General features: G+C 61.0%; 16 protein-coding genes and 2 pseudogenes. 16 read left to right on the forward strand and 2 right to left on the reverse strand.

Annotation, left to right across the window (positions count from 1 at the left end; all coding sequences use genetic code 11):
- Positions 1-531 (reverse strand): NfeD family protein, encoded by a 531-nt coding sequence (locus AACY11_RS22695; protein ID WP_339431632.1) that lies wholly within the window; start codon positions 529-531, stop codon positions 1-3.
- 318 nt (positions 532-849) lie between these two features.
- Between AACY11_RS22695 and AACY11_RS22700 the strand changes: the two genes are divergently transcribed.
- The 16 genes and pseudogenes from AACY11_RS22700 to AACY11_RS22770 all read left to right on the forward strand — a co-directional run bounded on the left by AACY11_RS22700 (position 850) and on the right by AACY11_RS22770 (position 18,193).
- Positions 850-1,089, forward strand: a complete 240-nt coding sequence (locus tag AACY11_RS22700; RefSeq protein ID WP_339495756.1) for a DUF2789 domain-containing protein — start codon at positions 850-852, stop codon at positions 1,087-1,089.
- A gap of 35 nt (positions 1,090-1,124) precedes the next feature.
- Positions 1,125-1,196, forward strand: a pseudogene (locus AACY11_RS28500) (antitoxin); the annotation flags it as partial.
- A pseudogene (locus tag AACY11_RS22705) lies at positions 1,187-1,385 on the forward strand (type II toxin-antitoxin system RelE family toxin); the annotation flags it as partial. The pseudogenes AACY11_RS28500 and AACY11_RS22705, both read left to right, overlap by 10 nt.
- Before the next feature lie 161 nt (positions 1,386-1,546).
- Positions 1,547-1,975 (forward strand): MarR family winged helix-turn-helix transcriptional regulator, encoded by a 429-nt coding sequence (locus AACY11_RS22710; protein ID WP_339431666.1) that lies wholly within the window; start codon positions 1,547-1,549, stop codon positions 1,973-1,975.
- Positions 1,972-4,035 (forward strand): FUSC family protein, encoded by a 2,064-nt coding sequence (locus tag AACY11_RS22715; RefSeq protein ID WP_339431630.1) that lies wholly within the window; start codon positions 1,972-1,974, stop codon positions 4,033-4,035. The genes AACY11_RS22710 and AACY11_RS22715 overlap by 4 nt, the downstream gene beginning before the upstream one ends.
- Positions 4,032-4,241: a DUF1656 domain-containing protein gene (locus AACY11_RS22720; protein WP_027611129.1), complete on the forward strand. Its 210-nt coding sequence runs from the start codon at positions 4,032-4,034 to the stop codon at positions 4,239-4,241. The genes AACY11_RS22715 and AACY11_RS22720 overlap by 4 nt, the downstream gene beginning before the upstream one ends.
- Positions 4,238-5,125: an HlyD family secretion protein gene (locus AACY11_RS22725; protein ID WP_339431629.1), complete on the forward strand. Its 888-nt coding sequence runs from the start codon at positions 4,238-4,240 to the stop codon at positions 5,123-5,125. The genes AACY11_RS22720 and AACY11_RS22725 overlap by 4 nt, the downstream gene beginning before the upstream one ends.
- A complete protein-coding gene (locus AACY11_RS22730; protein WP_339495757.1) occupies positions 5,122-6,564 on the forward strand; it encodes an efflux transporter outer membrane subunit in 1,443 nt (480 codons plus the stop codon). The genes AACY11_RS22725 and AACY11_RS22730 overlap by 4 nt, the downstream gene beginning before the upstream one ends.
- 93 nt (positions 6,565-6,657) lie before the next feature.
- On the forward strand, positions 6,658-7,293 hold the full coding sequence (locus AACY11_RS22735; RefSeq protein ID WP_221730958.1) for an NADH:ubiquinone oxidoreductase subunit N: 636 nt from the start codon (positions 6,658-6,660) through the stop codon (positions 7,291-7,293).
- A 302-nt stretch (positions 7,294-7,595) separates the two neighbouring features.
- Positions 7,596-9,101, forward strand: coding sequence for a YdgA family protein (locus tag AACY11_RS22740; protein ID WP_339495758.1), 1,506 nt, complete (start codon positions 7,596-7,598; stop codon positions 9,099-9,101).
- 257 nt (positions 9,102-9,358) lie between these two features.
- The gene (gene pgaA / locus AACY11_RS22745) at positions 9,359-11,839 is read left to right on the forward strand and encodes a poly-beta-1,6 N-acetyl-D-glucosamine export porin PgaA (protein WP_339495759.1); all 2,481 of its coding nucleotides are present in this window, start codon (positions 9,359-9,361) and stop codon (positions 11,837-11,839) included.
- Positions 11,840-11,851: 12 nt separating this feature from the next.
- A complete protein-coding gene (pgaB, locus tag AACY11_RS22750) occupies positions 11,852-13,849 on the forward strand; it encodes a poly-beta-1,6-N-acetyl-D-glucosamine N-deacetylase PgaB (RefSeq protein ID WP_339463935.1) in 1,998 nt (665 codons plus the stop codon).
- A 1-nt stretch (position 13,850) separates the two neighbouring features.
- Entirely contained in the window at positions 13,851-15,206 is a 1,356-nt protein-coding gene (gene pgaC, locus AACY11_RS22755) for a poly-beta-1,6-N-acetyl-D-glucosamine synthase (RefSeq protein WP_339431624.1), read from the forward strand.
- Positions 15,203-15,730, forward strand: coding sequence for a poly-beta-1,6-N-acetyl-D-glucosamine biosynthesis protein PgaD (gene pgaD, locus AACY11_RS22760; protein WP_339431623.1), 528 nt, complete (start codon positions 15,203-15,205; stop codon positions 15,728-15,730). Before pgaC ends, pgaD begins: the two co-directional genes overlap by 4 nt.
- Positions 15,731-15,891: 161 nt before the next feature.
- Complete coding sequence (locus tag AACY11_RS22765) at positions 15,892-16,452, forward strand: YbhB/YbcL family Raf kinase inhibitor-like protein (protein ID WP_339431622.1); 561 nt, start codon at positions 15,892-15,894, stop codon at positions 16,450-16,452.
- Between the two features lie 319 nt (positions 16,453-16,771).
- Positions 16,772-18,193 carry an aminotransferase-like domain-containing protein gene (locus AACY11_RS22770; protein ID WP_339431621.1) on the forward strand — a complete coding sequence of 474 codons (1,422 nt, stop codon included), beginning with the start codon at positions 16,772-16,774 and terminating at the stop codon, positions 18,191-18,193.
- Here AACY11_RS22770 and panB read toward each other — a convergent pair.
- Positions 18,178-18,996 carry a 3-methyl-2-oxobutanoate hydroxymethyltransferase gene (gene panB / locus AACY11_RS22775; RefSeq protein ID WP_339495760.1) on the reverse strand — a complete coding sequence of 273 codons (819 nt, stop codon included), beginning with the start codon at positions 18,994-18,996 and terminating at the stop codon, positions 18,178-18,180. The genes AACY11_RS22770 and panB overlap by 16 nt on opposite strands.
- Positions 18,997-19,021: the final 25 nt, after the last annotated feature.

A 19,021-nucleotide genomic window follows, 5' to 3' on the forward strand; every position in this document is an offset into this window, starting at 1 on the left:
TCACTCTCCGTGTCGAGCCGCGTCAGCCGCGGCGACTTTCAGCAGTAAGCCCTTGCGTCCCACTACGCGTACCGATTGTCCGCTGTGCAGCGGTGTCGCGCTGTGCACCTGCCATTGCTCACCTTGCAGGTGTATCCAGCCGTGATGGGCATCTTCAGTCTGCACCGTGGTTATTGCCGTCACACTGCCGACCAGGCCCGCATCGCCACTGACGGCGTGGCGCGGTCGGGTTTTCAGGGCGCGGATGATCAGCGCAAGCAACAGCAAAGCGCTGACCAGACCCAGACCGATCATCATCGGCACCGGCAAGTCCGCGTTGCCCAGCATCAGCGCGCCGATCACGAACATGATGATCCCGCCCAGACCAATCACGCCGTAATTGGGCAGTGCGGCTTCGGCGATCAGAAAAACGATACCGAGGGTGACCAGCCAGAGACCGATCGGGTTGACCGACGACAGTGGAACATCGGCGGCGATCGCCGAGCCGCTCAACAGCAGTAACCAGAGAAACGCACAACATCGACTGTTCACGTGACCCTCCGGGCGCGTCATGGGTGTGCTTCTTTGAGTCTAGTTGAGCCTTGAACTGGTTGAATGTTGATCAGTGTGCGGATGTGTCCAGTGAGCGGATTTTCCTGCGCCTGCAACTCGCCGAACTAGACTCAAACACACCGCTACAACCGTTCCAATGCAGCGCCGAGGTGCATCAGGCCGGGAGTTGAGTCATCAGGTTTTGTGGCGTTCGCGTTGGCGCTTTCGCGCGCAAGCCCGCTCCCACAGGTGACCGCGACCCCTTGGATGCCGCTCGCGAATAATCGCCCAGACACCATGTTCCCAAGGAGTTCCCCCATGGAAAGCCCCACCCATAGCCTGCCATCCCTGTTCAAACAACTCGGCCTGGACAACGACCCCGTCAGCATCGACCAATTCATCACGAGCCATTCTCCGCTCAAACCCGAATTGCACCTGGCAGACGCGTTTTTCTGGACCAAGAGTCAGGCTGATTTTTTGCGCGACGAAATTCTGGACGATGCCGATTGGGCGGAGGTGGTTGATCAATTGAATGTGTTGTTGCGTACGGGGCGGTAGGCCTGACCGAAGGGTGATCGTTTCCTGCCGGATGGATGCCAGCCGATGTTTACGAAGCAATGATGGAACGGCTTGATGATTTGGAACTGGCAGAAATCATTCGCTCCGAGATCAATTGAAAAAAGAAGCTCGCCGAAAGATTGGCGCTGCCGAGAGTCCCGGCTGATGCACTCCACGGGATGCCCGACTGTTACAAAATCAAACTCAAAACGTCGGGTTACCGTTTGGTTTATCAAGTAATCGATGAGCGAGTTGTCGTCGCTTCAGGTCATCGTGAGCGCAGCAGAGTTTACTAGAAGGCCCAAAAACGCTAGCAGGTCCCCACCTCGTCGTTTCTCTTCGGCTGACAATCACTTTGTTTCAAAACTTGACTGAATTTCCCTCGCAATGCGATATTGATAGTTAGCAAACTAACAGTGTGCCTTGTCCCGTGCCCGATACCCTCGACGCTCTCCAGATGAACATCAGCAGTGCCATGGTGGTGGCCGCCAGGCATTGGCGCAAGATCTGCCAGACCACGCTGGTCAACTATGGAATCTCCGAAGCCTGCGCCGTCCCTTTATTGATGATCGGGCGTTTGGGTGAGGGTGTGCGTCAAGTGCAGGTGGCGCAGGCGGCCGGGATGGAGAGCCCGTCGCTGGTGCGTCTGCTCGATCAGTTGTGCCAATCGGGGTACGTGCGCCGCACCGAGGATGTGCAGGATCGCCGCGCCAAATGCCTGAGCCTGACCGACACCGGTCGTGAGCTGGTGCACGCGGTGGAAGTCGAACTGGTGCGCCTGCGTCACGAAGTGCTCGACGGGATTGATCAGAGCGATCTGGAAGCTACGCTTCGGGTACTCAGGGCTTTTGAGGCGGCGAATCCGCCGCTGGTGGTCAATTCTTGAACGGTTTTTTCTCAGGCATTCCGCCGACCCGCGACTGGTTCTACGGGGTTCGTACTTTTGCCGCGTCGATGATCGCGTTGTACATCGCCTTGCTCATGCAAATGCCGCGTCCGTATTGGGCGATGGCCACGGTGTACATCGTCTCCAGCCCGTTCCTCGGGCCGACCAGCTCCAAGGCGTTGTACCGTGCAATCGGTACCTTTCTCGGCGCAGCGGCGGCGGTTTTTTTCGTGCCGATGTTCGTGCAGAGCCCTTATGTGCTGGTAGTCGTCATCGCGCTGTGGACGGGTATTTTGCTGTTTCTATCCCTGCATTTGCGCACCGCCAACAGTTACGCGCTGATGCTTGCCGGCTACACCTTGCCGCTGATTGCCTTGCCGGTGGTGGATAACCCGCTGGCGGTGTGGGATGTCGCACAAGCACGTACCGAAGAGATTTTCCTCGGCATTGCCGTCGCCGCTGTGGTCGGCGCGATGTTCTGGCCACGCCGCTTGGCGCCGGTGTTCAACGATGCCGTCGGTAAATGGTTCATCGATGCGACCAGCTACAGCCTGAAGTTTCTCAGCCGCGACGTGCAGCCTGAAGCAGTCACGGCCCTGCGCATGGCCATGGTGGCCAATTTCAACAGCCTGGAATTGATGATCGGCCAGTTACCCCATGAAGGTTCGCTGCCGCAAACCGTGCGAAACACCAAGGAACTGCGCGGGCGCATGATCCATCTGTTGCCGGTCATCGACGCCCTCGAAGATTCGCTCTACGCCCTCGAGCGGCGCACCCCGGAACTGGCAGAACAGTTCGCGCCGCTGTTGGCGGCGACCCGTGACTGGCTCGCTCACCAGGACGCCGATCTGCAACGCTGGCAAGCCCTGAAAGACCAGCTCCAGGCCCTGCAACCGAGCACGCAGGCGCTGGAGGATCGCAGACAATTGCTCTTCTCCAACGCGATCTATCGCCTCGGTGAATTCATCGATCTGTGGCAAGACTGCCGCAGTCTGCAGGCGGCGATTGTGTGTGAGCGTCAGGACAGCTGGCGCGCGGTGTATCGCCACTGGCGCCTCGGTCGCCTGACGCCGTTTCTTGATCGCGGGCTGATGCTCTATTCGGTGGCCTCGACCATTCTGGCGATCATCGTCGCTTCGCTGCTGTGGATTCTGCTGGGCTGGCCGGACGGCGGCAGCGCAGTGATTCTGGCGGCGGTGGCGTGCAGCTTCTTCGCCTCGATGGACGACCCGGCGCCGCAGATCTACCGGTTCTTTTTCTGGACGGGCATGTCGGTGCTGTTCGCCAGTCTGTATCTGTTTCTGATTCTGCCCAACCTGCATGACTTCCCGATGCTGGTCCTGGCGTTTGCCATCCCGTTCATCTGCATCGGTACCCTGACGGTGCAGCCGCGTTTCTACCTCGGCATGCTCCTGACGCTGGTCAACACCTCATCGTTCATCAGCATTCAGGGCGCTTACGATGCGGACTTTTTCGCCTTCGTGAATTCCAACCTGGCGGGGCCGATGGGCCTGTTGTTCGCGTTCATCTGGACGCTGGTGGCGCGCCCGTTCGGCGCCGAGCTGGCGGCCAAGCGCCTGACCCGTTTCAGTTGGAAAGACATCGTCGACATGACCGAGCCGGCCAACCTTGCCGAACACCGCAAGTTGGGCGTGCAGTTGCTCGATCGCCTGATGCAGCACCTGCCGCGTCTTGCCCTCACCGGCCAGGACACCGGCATCGCCATGCGTGAAGTGCGCGTGGGTCTGAACCTGCTCGATTTGCTCGCCTACACCCCACGGGTCACCGGCGTGCCGAAGGCGCTGTTGCAGCAAGTGGTGGTCGAGGTCGGCGAGTACTTCCGCGCCTGCCTCAAGGCTGGCGAACGCCTGCCGGCGCCGAGTCCGTTGCTGATGACCATGGACCGCACGCGCCGTGCACTCAATGGCCACGGCGACGAAGAAACCCGTTTCCACCTGTTGCACGCCTTGAGCGGGCTGCGTCTGGCGCTGTTGCCCGGCGTCGAATTCGTTTCCAGCGCCGAGCCCGAAGAACCGTTGCCCGATGGAGCGCCCCTATGATTGGTGATCTGGACATCAGCGGCATCTTTCTGCCGACCTTGCTGGTGTTGATGGGCATCACGTATGTGCTGTTTTTGCTGGTGCATGGCGTGCTGACACGTCTGCACTTTTACCGTCTGGTCTGGCACCGGGCATTGTTCAACGTGGCCCTCTACGCCGTGCTGCTGTACGGCGTGGACTCACTCAGTCGATACCTGATGACATGAAAAAACCGTTTTTGACCATCGGTCGCGTGGTACTGACCCTGCTGATCGTGACTTTTGCCGTTGTCCTCGTCTGGCGCATGGTGATGTATTACATGTTCGCGCCGTGGACCCGTGACGGCCACATCCGTGCCGACATCGTGCAGATTGCCCCCGACGTCTCCGGGCTGATCCAGCAGGTCGAGGTGAAAGACAACCAGTTGATCAAACGGGGTCAGGTGCTGTTCAGCATCGACCAGGATCGATTCAAACTGGCCCTGCGCCAAGCCAAAGCGGCCGCCGCCGATCGCGAGGAAACGCTCGCGCAAGCACAACGCGAAGCCAAGCGTAATCGTGGCCTGGGCAACCTGGTGCCGGCTGAGCAACTGGAAGCAAGCCAGTCTCGCGTGGCCCGTGCGCAGTCGGCACTGGCCGAAGCGCGGGTGACGGTGGACAGCGCCCAGCTCAACCTCGACCGCTCGGTAATCCGCAGCCCGGTGGACGGTTACGTCAACGACCGGGCGCCGCGTGCTCAGGAATTCGTTACCGCCGGGCGTCCGGTGCTGTCGGTGGTCGACAGCAACTCGTTTCATATCGACGGCTATTTCGAAGAGACCAAACTCGACGGCATCCATGTCGGCCAGTCGGTGGATATCCGCGTGGTCGGCGACCGCGCCAGGCTGCGCGGGCATGTCGAAAGCATCGTCGCCGGCATCGAAGACCGTGACCGCACCAGCGGCAGTAACCTGCTGCCCAACGTCAACCCGGCGTTCAGTTGGGTGCGCCTGGCGCAGCGGATTCCCGTACGTATTGCCTTTGATGAGGTGCCGGCGGACTTCCGCATGATCGCCGGGCGTACCGCCACTGTTTCGATCATCGACGATCAAAAACAGGAGTCCGCGCCATGAACAGGGCCCTGATGATCGCAGGCTTGGGCGTGATGCTCTCGGCCTGTCAGATGGTCGGGCCGGACTATCAGGTGCCCGAGGACGCGGCGGTCCAGCGCAAGGATTTTCAGGGTGAATTGGCGGTGGCCGGCAAACCCGTGGTGTCGGCGCCGGTGCCAGCGCACTGGTGGCGGTTGTACAAGGATCCGCGCCTGGATCAACTGGTGCAGCAAGCCATGGCCTCCAACACGGATCTGCGCGTGGCGGCAGCGAACCTTGCGCGGTCTCGCGCTCAAGTCGACGAGGCCGAGGCCGCGGGTGGCTGGAGCGCCGGGGTGAAGATGGGCGCACAGCGTTTGCAGGAATCCGGTCAGGCATTTTTGCTGCCAGAGAAAGTGCCAGTGGCCAACGTCGCCGACATAGGCCTCAGCGCTTCGTATCAGTTTGACCTGTGGGGCACCCTGCAACGCGGGATCGAAGGCGCGAAGGCCAATGCCGATGCGACTCAAGCCGCTGCTGACACCGCACGGATCACATTGGTGGCCGACGTGGTTCGCGCCTATACCCAGGTTTGCGCGGCCAATGAAGAGCGAGAAATCGCCCAGCATTCCCTCGACTTGCAATCGCAAAGCACCACGCTGACCCAGCGCTTGCGCGATGCCGGGCGTGGTGATGAAACCCAGGTCACCCGTTCGCAAACCCAATTCAAATCCTTGCGCGCTGAAATGCCGCGTTATGAAGCAGCGCGTCAGGCCGGGCTGTTTCGCCTGTCGATGCTGCTGGCCAGACCGGTCGATCAGTTGCCGGCCGGCACCGCGACCTGCGCCGAGTTGCCGAAAATCGCCCAACGGGTGCCGGTCGGCGATGGCGCCGCGCTGCTCAAGCGCCGCCCGGATATTCGTCAGGCGGAACGGCGTCTGGCGGCCTCGACGGCCGGGATCGGCGTCGCCACGGGCGAGTTGTACCCGGACATCAGCATCGGCGCGACCATCGGCACTGTCGGCATCATCGACGACTTGGGTGATCCCTCGACCAACCGCTGGGGCTTTGGCCCGTCGTTGAGCTGGAAGGTGCCGACCAACGGCGCCCGCGCGCGCATCCGCGAAGCCGAAGCGGCGGCGCAAGGCGCACTGGCGCATTTCGATGGCGTGGTGCTCAACGCCATCCGCGAAACCCAGACGGGCCTTGCGCAGTACAGCGCTGTGCTGCAACGCCGTGACTCGCTGGCCGATGCCGCGCAGTCGGCGAAACAGGCCGCCGACCAGACACACCGCTTCTTCCAGGCCGGCCGCGAGTCGTTTCTCGCCGACTTGCAAGCGACCCGCACCTACACCGATGTCACCGCGCAACTGGCCGCTGCCAACACGCAAGTCGCCATGAGCCAGATCGATTTGTTCCTCGCCCTCGGCGGCGGTTGGGAAAGCGGACGAACGCAAGCTTCAAGCCCGAGCAAACCCTGAGGCCATAGCTATGCTTTGAAGTGTTGAAAGGGCGCCCCGAGCAAAGCGCCCCTTCAGCGCACATCGCTAGCGCTGGTCTAGGGGAAACCAATAATGAAAAACCCTTACGCTCTCGGCTTCTGGTGCGCCCTCGCAGCGTTGGTGCTGCTCTCGGCCACCTATTTCTACGGCATCATGCTGGCCCACCAGATCGACAAGGCCATGGTTTTCCTCGACAGCGCCGTGGCGCTGATTGCGGTCATGGCAATCGTCGTGGTGGCGTGGGCGTCGGTCCAGGTTCAGCGGGTCAAAAAAAGACAGCTTGAACAGGGCAAGACGCTGGTGCTGATCTGGGACACCAAAGTCGCCCTGCGCCGGGTCGAAACCGTGTTCGACCGGTATTTCTGGGGCAGCTACTGGCAGCCCGGCCGCACCTTCGCCGAAGTCATGGGCGAACTCACCGGCACGCCGCTGGAAAAAAGCCTCGAAGCGCTGAAGAAGCAGTGTCTGGAACTCGACAAGCAGATCGACAGCGAGGGCTGGCACTGGCTGAACAATGCCCGTGAACTGTCCGACGTCGCCACCGCCATGGCCCGCGAGCGCTATCAACTCGACTACTGCGACCCGCGCGCCGATGGGCCGGGCGGGGCGGTGATCGATCGGGACTTTGAAGTGCTTGTGTACACCTGGACCGCACGCCTCAAAAGCTTTGATCATCAACTCGATGAGATCGAGGTTCAGTATTCCTGATCTTTCGTTGAATGATCTGGCCTCTTCGCGAGCAAGCCCGCGCCCACAGGAGATGTGTGCTCAGCACCACGCTCCTGTGGGCGCGGGCGTGCTCGCGAAGGCGGACCGAGCAGCACTGAAACTCTCCCGGCTTGCCAGCTATCCACACTCCCCATAGACACTCTTTAACCTTTAAACATTGGGCCATCATGCGCCCCAGTGCTAATCTCCACCCCTCATTTCAGCGGAGTCGAGCCGCAACCCGGTCACGGGTTCAGGGAAGACGACCCCACTTTCAGCCACGGAAATCGATCAGGTCATTCATGAATAAATCAGCAGGCGTGCTACTCGGAATTGTTGTTGCCATCGGCGCGATCAGTGCAGGCGGGGCCTGGTACACCGGGACCAAGATCGAAGGCGTGTTGAACAACGCCGTCACCAATACCAACAAAGAGCTGCAAACCGCCATGGCCGGCTCCAACGGCACGATGTCGCTGGAACTGGTGTCGCTGGAGCGTCACACCTTCACCAGCACCGCGCACTATCGCCTCAAAGCCGAAGGCGAAATGTTCGGCGATGCGCCGGTTGAATTGCTGTTTGTCGATCACCTCGAGCACGGCCCGCTGCCTTTCTCGCGTCTGGTGTCGCTGAAATGGTTGCCGGTCATGGCCACCAGCAATTACGAACTCGAAAAGAGTCCAGCCACTGAAAAATGGTTCGCCGCCACCAAGGGCGCCGCACCGCTCAAAGGCGTGACCAACATCGGCTACGACGAATCCACCACCAGCACCGTCGACCTGTTGCCACTGGAAATCGCTCTGGATGAGCAGTCGAGCCTGAAATTTTCTGGCCTGACCATGGACATCTCCGCCAGCGCCCAAGCGCAGAAGGTCAAGGCTGACGGTTACATGGACAGCCTCAAACTGGTCTCTGTGGCTGAAGATCAGGCGCCGGTGCAGATCGAACTCAACGGTTTGACCCTGGCCAGCAACCTCACCAAGAGCAGCTACGGCTACTACACCGGCAGCAACACCCTGGAACTGTCCAACAGCAAAACCACCTTCGGCGCCAAGCAATCGGTGCTCGGCGTGAAGAACTTCGAAATGAAGAACCTCACCGAGGAGAACGGCAGCAATGCGTCCGGCCGTGCGGACTACCAGATCGGCGAAGTCACCCTCAACGACAAGAAAATCGGTTCGGCCAGCATGGCCATGAGCCTGAAGAACCTCGACATCCCGTCGACGATGTCGCTGATGCAGGTCTACCAGACCAAATTGCAGCCGTACGAAAAAGCAGCGGCCGAAGCGGCCGCTGCTGGCCTGCCGGCACCGGAGCTGAATCTGACCGAAGCCGAATCGGCCCAGGTCAAAGCCGACTTGCAGAAATTGCTGGCCGCTGGCCCGCAAGTGGCACTGGAAAACCTGTCGCTCAAGACCGCCAACGGTGAGAGCCGCGCCAATCTGGTGATCGACCTGACCAAGCCGCAGTCGATGGATCTGCCGCCGGATCAACTGGCCAGACAGTTGATCGCGCTGCTCGACCTCAATGTCACGGTGTCCAAGCCGATGCTGGTCGATCTGCTCAGCGTACAGGCGCAGCTTGATGGTCAGACCGACGCCAAAGCCATCGTCGATGGGGCCAGCGGCACCGCCGACATGTTCTCCGCCATGGCCGTTGGTTCGCAATTGGCGACCGTCGATGGCACCAACGTCGTGACCAAGCTGCATTACGCCGCCAATCAGGTGGAATTCAACGGCCAGAAGATGACCGTTGAGCAGTTCGTTGGCTTCCTGATGAGCAAGTTCGCAGGCGTCACGCAAGTGCAGTAATACTGCGCTCTAAATAGCAACGCCCGGCCTCTGCATTGCGCAGACGCCGGGCGTTTTGCTGTCTGGCGTTTGGCTTTTCGGCATCCCGGCTAAGCCGTTACCGTGAATCTGAACAATTATTGTGTTCTGAATCCTGGTCCATGCTTGCGTGCAAAACTGCCCGACTGAGCTTGGCTGAGTGTTTTTCACCCAGTCTCCGTTACGAATTGGGCAAAAAGGGCATGACGACCCGGCTGGCCATGTAAGGATGCTGACGAATGCCGCGTATTGATGGTCCTGTATTACATCGTGGTCTACGCCCCTGGATTCGAATCGCGCTCTGTAGCCAGTTGCTGTGGCCGGCGCTGGCGCTTGCCGACACTGAATACGATCAACGGGTGCTCGATGCCCGTGCGGGGCATTACACGCCTGCGCTGACCGTGCTGCGTCAGGTGCCGCCGGGTCTGGCAACCACTGGGCAGATCAGCGATCACCTGCAAATTGCCGGTTGGGCCGGGCTCGACGCCGAAGTGGTCAAGGTTTATGAAACCCAGGGCCGCGACCGGGTACTGCCGATTCAGGCGCTGACCGCCACCGCCCGTGCTTATCGCAACCTCAAACGTTGGGATCAGGCCACTCAGGTCTATAACAAGGCACTGGCGCTGGAGCCGGACAATGCCGACCTGCAACTGGGCCTGGCCTTGACCCAGGCTGACGCCGGCAAGCCCGATGAGTCGGTCTCGCGCGCCAAAGCGCTGGTGGCCGCCAAACCCGACGACCCGTCACGCCGCCTCGCCCTGGGCTATGCCCTGACCCGCGCCAACAAACCTTACGACGCCCTGTTTGAATACGATCAGGCGGTCATTCGCGCCGGCAACAAACCTGAAGTCGCCCGCGAATATGTGGTTGCGCTGCAAAAGGCACGTCTGCCGGAGCCGGCGCTGCGGCTGGCCCATCAGCGTCCGGGTCTGATCGATCCGGTGACCCTGCGTCGCCTCGAAGGCGATCTGGCCGCCGAGCGCGTGCGTCTGGCGGAGTTGGCCACCCGCAGCGAAAAAGAACGCTATGTGATCGCTGACCGGGCGTTGGCCGATTACGACAAACTGCTCGCCACCTGGACACCGGACGCGACGGCTCACGACGACGTGATCCGCTGGCGCATCGACCGCATGGGCGCGCTCAAGGCGCGGGCGCGTACCGCAGACGTCATTGCTGAATACGAAAAGCTGCAAGCCGAAGGCGTGAAGGTGCCGACCTATGCCCAACGCTGGGTGGCGTCGTCCTATCTGGATCAACGCGAACCGGAAATCGCCACTGACCTCTACCGCCAAGTGCTTTCGGCACCGGACGCCGATGTCGGTGATCGCCTGGAAGACACGACCGCGCTGTATTACTCGCTGCTCGAAAGTGATCGCGCCGATGAGGCCCGAAACGTGGCCGAGGATGCAGCCAAGTCTCAGCGCCCGCGTATCGAGCTCAAAGGTCTGCCCATCGGCAACCCCAATGACGAATGGATGGATGCCCAGCAACTCGCGGCGCAGGCCGGCACTTACGCATCCGATTTGCCCCATGGCGAAGAGCGTTTGCAGGTGCTGGTCGGGCAGGCGCCGGGCAACATCGGTTTGCGTCTGGCCCAGGCTGATTTGTACCTGGCCCGTAACTGGCCGCGCCGCGCCGAGAACCTGCTCAAGGAAACCGAGGCCATGGCGCCGCGCAATATGGGCCTGGAAATCGCTCAAGCCCAAACCGCGATGGAGTTGCAGCAATGGCGGCAAATGGATGCGCTGACCGACGACGTGATTGAGCGCTTCCCGGATAACCGGCAAGCACAGCGCCTGGCCCGCCAGCGCGACGTGCATGACATGGCCCAGTTGCGTGTCGAAAGCTATGGTGGCAAGGCTTTCGGCGGCAACAGCGGCGATACCGGGGCGGTTGCCGGCAGCAAGGATTTCGGTATCGAAAGCACCTTGTACAGCCCGCCGATCGATGAAGACTGGCGCGTGTTTGCCGGGGTCGGCTATGCCACCGGCGACTTCGCCGAAGGCACCGGTCATCACCGTTTCCAGCGTGTGGGTCTGGAGCGGCGCAGCCGCGACATGAGCCTGGAGGCTGAAGTCTCCAATCACGCTTATGGTTTCGGCGACAAACTCGGCGCACGACTGGCGATTGCCCGCGATATCAACGACCACTGGCAGTATGGCGCCAGCCTCGAATACCTGTCGGCGCAAACCCCGCTGCGGGCCTTGAACAGCGACATCACCGCCAATGGCGGCAGCGGCTTCATTCGCTGGCGTGCCAATGAAAGTCGCGAGTGGCGCCTGTCCGTCAGCCCTTCGCACTTCAGCGATGGCAACAACCGGGTCGAAGCCTTGCTGACCGGGCGTGAAGGTCTCTACAGCGCACCGAACGTGCAGGTCGACGCCGGTCTTGAGGTCGGCACCAGCCATAACTCCAACTCCGCAGACGTGCCGTACTTCAACCCGAAGGCGGACTTCAGCGTCATGCCGCTGCTGAACGTCAATCATGTGCTCTACCACCGCTACGAAACCTCGTGGAGTCAGCAGTTCCAGGTCGGGGCAGGCACTTACAGCCAGCGCGACCAGGGCACTGGAGGCATGGCGTTGCTCGGTTATGGCCAGCGCTATGCCTGGAACGACGTATTCGAGGTGGGAGGCATGTTGAGTGTGATCAACCGGCCTTACGACGGTGACCGGGAATCCGATTTGCGTCTGCTCGTCGACCTCACTTTCCGCTTCTAGAAGAGTTTGAAGATGCCTTTGACTTCGCGTTTCATCCTTCTGCTGGGGGTGCTGCTGGTCAGCGCCTGTGCCCAGCAAGCCCCGGCGTTCGCCCCGCCGTCCGAGCGCCCGGTGGCGGCCAGCGAAAAGCCGTGGCCGAAAAATCACGTACTCGGTATCGCCTATCACGACGTCGAGGATGTCGACCCCGATCAGGCCGTGGTGGCGGTGCGTACCGAGCGCCTGATCGAGCAACTCGCGTGGCTGCGGGAAAACAATTACCAGCCGGTTACGGTCGATCAGATCATGGCCGCACGCAAGGGTGGGCCGCAGTTGCCAGCCAAGGCCATCCTGCTCAGCTTCGACGACGGTTATGCCAGTTTCTACACCCGTGTGTTGCCAGTGCTGCGCGCCTACAACTGGCATGCGCTGCTGGCGCCAGTCGGCACCTGGCTCGATACACCGCTCGATCAACCGGTGGATTTCGCCGGCACGCCGCGTGCTCGCTCCGACTTTCTGACCTGGGATCAGGTGCGCGAAATCTCGCGCTCCGGGCTGGTGGAAATCGCCGCCCACACCGATGCCAGCCACAAAGGCATCCTGGCCAACCCGCAAGGCAATTTGCAGCCTGCGGCGGCTACCCGGGGCTATAACCCTCAGACCAAACGCTACGAAACCGAGGCCGAATTTCAGGCGCGAATTCGCACCGACGTAGCGGCCATCACGGAAAAAATCCGCAAGGTCACCGGCCATAAGCCGCGTGTCTGGGTCTGGCCTTACGGTGCGGCAGACGGCACGTCGCTGACGGTGGTCGATGAACAGGGCTATCAGATGGCCCTGACCCTGAACGATGGCCTAGACAGCCTCGACAACGTGATGAGCAGCCCGCGCTTTTTGGTCGCCTCTGACCCGGATGGCGAACATTTCGCCAGCAGCGTCGTCGAGGTGCAGTCCGATGCGGTGATGCGGGTGGTGCATGTGGATCTGGACAACGTCTACGACCCGGACCCGGCGCAGCAGGAAATCAACCTCGGCAAGCTGATCCAGCGCATGGCCGACATGGGCGCCAATACCGTGTTCCTGCAGGCGTTCGGCGACCCGAAGGGCGATGGTCTGGTGCACTCGCTGTACTTCCCCAACCGCCATCTGCCCATGCGTGCGGACATTTTCGACCGCGTTGCCTGGCAACTGCGCACCCGCGCGAATGTGAAGGTCTTCGCGTGGATGCCGGTGCTGAGTTTTGGTCTGGACTCAAAACTGCCGCGCGTGACCCGTTGGGACCCAAAAACCGGCACCACTTCGGTGGACCCGGATCAGTATCAACGCTTGTCACCGTTCGACCCTGAAGTACGACGGATCATCGGTGAAATCTACGAGGACGTGGCGCGCTTGACGTCGGTCGACGGCATTCTCTATCACGATGACGCGGTGCTCTCGGACTTCGAAGACGCCAGCCCGGCGGCGCTCAAAGTCTACGCGGCCAACGGCTTGCCGGGCTCGATTGCAGCGCTGCGTGATGATCCGGCGGCCATGCAGCGCTGGACGCGTTTCAAGAGCCGCTACCTGATCGATTTCACCAACGAGCTGACGGCCAAGGTTCGCGCCATTCGCGGCCCGCAGGTGAAGACCGCGCGCAACATCTTTGCCGAACCGATGCTCAATCCCGAGAGCGAAGCGTGGTACGCGCAGAACCTCGACGACTTCCTCGCCACCTACGACTGGACGGCCCCGATGGCCATGCCACTCATGGAAAAACAGACTCAGGCGCAATCCGGGCCGTGGCTCGAAGCGTTGGTCGACACGGTCAAGGCCCGTCCCGGCGCACTGGATCGCACGGTGTTCGAATTGCAGGCACGGGACTGGACGAAAAAGGACCAGGCCGACATCGACAGCCAGCAATTGGCTGACTGGATGAGCCGTCTCAAACGTCAGGGCGCGACCAGTTTCGGTTACTACCCGGACAACTTCCTCGACAACCTGCCGGAGCTGAAAACCGTCCGGCCCGCGTTCTCCAACAAATGGAACCCATGACATGCTGGATAGACTGTTAGCCCTGCTTGTTCTGGCACTTGTTCTCGGCGTGCCGCTGGGACTGATTTTCCTCGTCACCGGGCAGTTCCTGATGGACTTCGTGTTCTTCTACCCGTTGTTCATGTCGGGGCTGTGGATTGCCGGTGGCCTGTATTTCTGGCTGCACTGGGAACGCCACTGGCCCTGGAAGGACGACACGCTGCCGCCACCACTGGCCGGCGAGCCGCTGATCTCGATCCTGATCCCTTGCTACAACGAAGGCGACAACGCCGCCGACACCATCCATGCGGCGCTGGCCCAGCATTACCCGAACATCGAAGTCATCGCGATCAATGACGGCTCCAAGGACAACACCGCCCAAGTGCTCGACCGGCTGGCCAAGGAAGACCCGCGATTGCGGGTTCTGCACCTGGCAGAAAACCAGGGCAAGGCAGTCGCCCTGCGCATGGGCGCTATCGCCGCGCGCAGCGAATATCTGGTGTGCATCGACGGTGACGCGCTGCTGGCGCCGAACACGGCGGCCTATCTGGTGGCGCCCATGCTGGATAACAACCGCCTCGGCGCGGTCACCGGCAACCCACGGATTCGTACACGCTCGACGCTGGTCGGGCGGGTGCAGGTGGGTGAGTTCTCCTCGATCATCGGTTTGATCAAACGCACGCAGCGGGTATTCGGGCGGATCTTCACCGTGTCGGGTGTGATCGTCGCGTTCCGCCGCACCGCGCTGCACCGGGTCGGTTACTGGAGCCCGGACATGATCACCGAAGACATCGACATCAGCTGGAAGCTGCAACTGGACCACTGGAGCATCTTCTACGAGCCGCGCGCACTGTGCTGGATCCTGATGCCGGAAACCCTCGCTGGTTTGTGGAAGCAGCGTCTGCGTTGGGCCCAGGGCGGCGCCGAGGTGCTGTTCAAGAACATCCGCGGGATCTGGCAATACCGCCATCGTTATCTGTGGCCGCTGTTGTTCGAATACTGCTTGTCGACCGGTTGGGCGTTCACCTTCCTGCTGTCGGTGATCTTCTGGGGTGTCGGCAAGTTCGTGGTCATGCCCGAAGCCATCGCCGTGGATCACCTGATGCCGCCGGCGTTTACCGGGTTGTTGCTGGCCTTCGTCTGCCTCGTGCAGTTCGCCGTCAGCATCATCATTGATCGGCGCTACGAACCGGGGCTGGGCAAAACCATGTTCTGGGTGGTGTGGTACCCGATTGCGTTCTGGCTAGTCAGCTTGCTGACCACGCTTGTGAGTTTCCCCAAGGTGCTGTTTGGTCAACATCAGAAGCGTGCGCGCTGGGTCAGTCCTGATCGGGGTATCAAACCGATCGGGGACGATGAAGAGGAGGTTATCAAATGAAAATCATCCGGACTCGCCAGCGGCCGTTTCTGGTCGTGGTCGATGCATTCTTTACCGTTATTGCCTGGATTGGTCTGTTGTATCTGATGGTGCGAGGGTTGTGGCCGCTGATCGAAAGCCACGAAGGTGCGCCGCGGATCGATAGCTCGGCGTTTGATGCGCTGGCCACCTTGCAGATTTATCTGTGGGTGGCGGTGGTCAACGCGGTGATCCTGATCGCTTGGGCGCGTTACCAACAGCGCAAAAGCCGCGGTTTCGCTCAACGCCGTTTGCCAGCGCCGGTGGCCGATGACGAGGGGTTGAGCAAGAGCTTCAAGCTGTGCGACGAGCGTTTGCAGAAGCTGCGTACGCCCGGGGTGATGACCATTCACAACGATCAAGAGGGTGACGTGAGCAACGTGGTGCTGAACTTGCGGCCGGTGGAACTGGCGGAGCTGCCGCCACCCCTGGCGCCGCTGGAGCACCCGCGCGTGATCTTTCTGCATGCCGAGGACGACGACAATCGTCAGCCGCTGAGCCCATGAGCCGCTGAACGGGCGGCACCGCGCAGGGTTTGCTCGCGGGTATTGCTCTCGTGAGTGTGCGGCGCGGTGCTAGGTTCGGGCATTTGCTGCTGCCATGGCACGGCAGGTACAGCTATAGTTTGCAGGCCGACGACGGCCTCACTGTACAAGGTGCTCCCGGAATGACCCGATTGACCTCTCTCAACCCTTGGCTGGCGGCCATTGCCGTTGCCCTTTGCGTGCAGTTTCCGGCGCAGGCCCAGGAGCGTTTTACGCTCAGCATCCCCGGTGTTTCCGATAATCGACTGTTCACCTCGGCAGCGGCCAGCGATGCGCCGGGCTGTAACGGCAAGAACCAGTCGCCGGCCCTGAGCTGGAGCGCAGGTCCCGCTGGCACCCTGAGCTACGCGATTGTCATGCACGACCCGGACGGCCAGAAAGGTTTGGGCGTCGATCACTGGATTCATTACGGCATCAAAGCCAGCACCCGGCAGATTCCGGCCGGTGTGGGCGCCAAATCGAACCATCAAGGCGTCGGCGGTACCAACAGCAAGGGCAACACCCACTACATGGGCCCATGCCCGCCGGTCGGTGACAGCGCGCACCATTACATCATTCAGCTCTACGCCCTGGATCTGGCCCCGGACGCACTGCCGGCCGGTTTGACCCGCGCCGAACTGATGGAAAAAATCAAAGGCCATGTGCTGCGTAACAGCAGCGTGGTGCGGCGTTATCATCGCTGAATGCGGTCGCGCTTGGTATCGACTGATAAAAGCGAGCACTATCGGCGCTGTTCTTGACGATCGACGCCGGGCAGGAGGCTTACCCTATGGATGATGTGCGTGATTCATCCAGCGGAAAACTTGCGCAACACCCCGCTGGTTCCAGATAGCGACTTCACCCCTTCGCAACGTCCATTGCTGATGATGTTTTCAAACCTGCGGGCATCCGTTCGATGCCCGAGCGTTGGCATGGATGGCCGAGTGCAAGCGTTTTCCCCGTGGTCCCGACCGCGCGTGGTAAGCGCAGTACCTAACGCACCAGGATTTAAAGCGATTGAGCATGAACCCAAATAAAGATTCGACATTTGCCTATCAGGCCGTATACCGCTATCTCGTCGAACTGATCGAAGCTGCGAGCCCTGAGGGAGAACAGAAGCTGCCGTCGCTGCGACAATTGGCGCAGCGCTTGAATGTGTCAGTGTCCACGACCAAATACGCCTATTCCTTGCTGGAAGACCAAGGGCGTATCTACGCCAGGCCCAAGCTTGGCTACTACACCCGCGCCATGCCATCCGCGCTGATCAACGAAGGCTCGCCGAACCTGCTCGACAACGTGTTCTCCAACGCCCGGCAACCGGGAATGCTGGCGCTGAGCAGTGATGCCCCGGCCATGCTGCTGTCGCTGGAAAACCCGTTATTGATGACCGAACGCGAACTGACGCGCCAATACCCGCGCTCGCATGCGCCGCTGTATCAACCGTTTGGCGAAACCGAATTGCGCAGTGTTCTGGCCGATCGTTACACCCGTTCGACGCGCTGCTACTGGCGTGCCGAGCATGTTTACATCGGTTCCGATCTGCGCAGCGTGCTTGATTTGTCCCTTGAGGCGTTGAAGCTGACCGGCACTGTGGCGCTGGTGGAATCGCCGTGCTCGTGGGCGATTCTGCGGCAACTGCACGCGGCGAACATCCGCGTCATCGAAGTGCCGCTGGGTGACGATGGCCGCTTTGACTTGCTCAAAGTCCAGGCGTTGTTGCAGCGAGAACCCATCACTCTGGCGGTATTGTCCTCCACCGTGAACATTCCCCACGGCAGCCTGATGCCCGCCGAAGACAAGCAAGTGATCTGCCGCTGGCTGGCGGAACGGCGGGTCTGGCTGTTCGAAAATGACTGCTATGGCGAATTCAGCTTCGTCCCTGAAGCCGCGCGCTACCGTGACTTTGCCGACCCGGAACGGCTGCTGGTGTTTTCCACGTTCGACAAGATCATCGGTTCGGAGGCGCCGTATGGCTTTGTGCTCAGCCGCTTTCAAGGGCCCGAGCTGCATCGGCTGTTTCTGGAGCGAGCCTTTCGTTTGTCGCCGATTCGGCAAAAAGCGATTGCCAAGCTCTACACCACACGGCGCATCGACCAACACACGCAGATGTTGCGCAGCATGCTGATCGACCGCATGCAGCGCATGAAAGCCATGCTGCACGAACACACGGAGGGTCAGTTACGCATTGTCGCGCCGCAGGGCGGCGCGGCGTTCTGGATCGAGGCCACGCGCCCGGTGAACATGCGCGGGGTATTTGAGCGCTTGTTGGCCAAACGCATCGTGATTGCACCCGGCGAAATCTTCAGCCAGCAGGGGGCGTGGCAGCATCATTTGCGCCTGAGCTACACCATCGACTGGAGCAAGGACATCACCCACGCGCTGAAAGTGCTGACTCAGGCCATTCAGGATGAAGGTTCGATGGCCGGCGCTCAGTTGATGCCATAGCAATGCCGGGGTTCGGGGAATGTGCCGGCGCGCACTTCGTCGGCGAACGCCTCACACGCCTGGCGAATCTGCGCGCCAACATCGGTGTATTGCTTGACGAAGCGCGGTACGTGATCACCGCCCAGCCCTAGCATGTCCTCGGTCACCAGCACCTGACCATCGCACGCCGGTGAAGCACCGATGCCGATGGTCGGCACGGGGGAAAAGTCGCTGATCCGGCGCGCCACGCCTTCGGCCACGCCTTCGAGCAACAGACTGAACGCACCGGCCACACTATGTGCGCGTGCATCGGCTTCGAGGTTCATGGCGCCAGCCTCATTCATGCCCTGGGCCTTGAAGCCACCCATGGTGTTGACGTATTGCGGCATCAGGCCGAGATGCGCCATCACCGGGATGCCGCGTTTGACCAGAAACTCCACGGTTTCGGCGAACACCGCGCCGCCTTCGAGCTTGACCGCATCGCAACCGGTGCGCGCCATCACCTGCGCGCAGTTGCGGTAGGCCTGCTGTGGCGATTCCTGATAGCTGCCAAACGGCATATCGGCGATTACGCAGGCCAGCCGGGTACTGCTGACCACGGCGCGGGTGAAAACGATGGTTTCCTCCAGGCTCATGTCCAGCGTTGAGTGGCGGCCAAGTCCGACCATGTTGGTCGAGTCACCCACCAGGATGAAGTCGACAACAGGGTCCATCAATCTGGCCATCCAGCTCGTATAGGCAGTCAGGGAGACAATTTTCTGTTGCCCCTTCATCGCGACCAATTGAGGAACGGTAAGTCGTTTGGTTCGGGTATGCAGGCTCATGGCTCTCTTCCTTGTTAAGCCCCGT

It is taken from the genome of Pseudomonas sp. RA_105y_Pfl2_P56 (assembly GCF_963970845.1).
GTDB lineage: Bacteria > Pseudomonadota > Gammaproteobacteria > Pseudomonadales > Pseudomonadaceae > Aquipseudomonas > Aquipseudomonas baetica_A.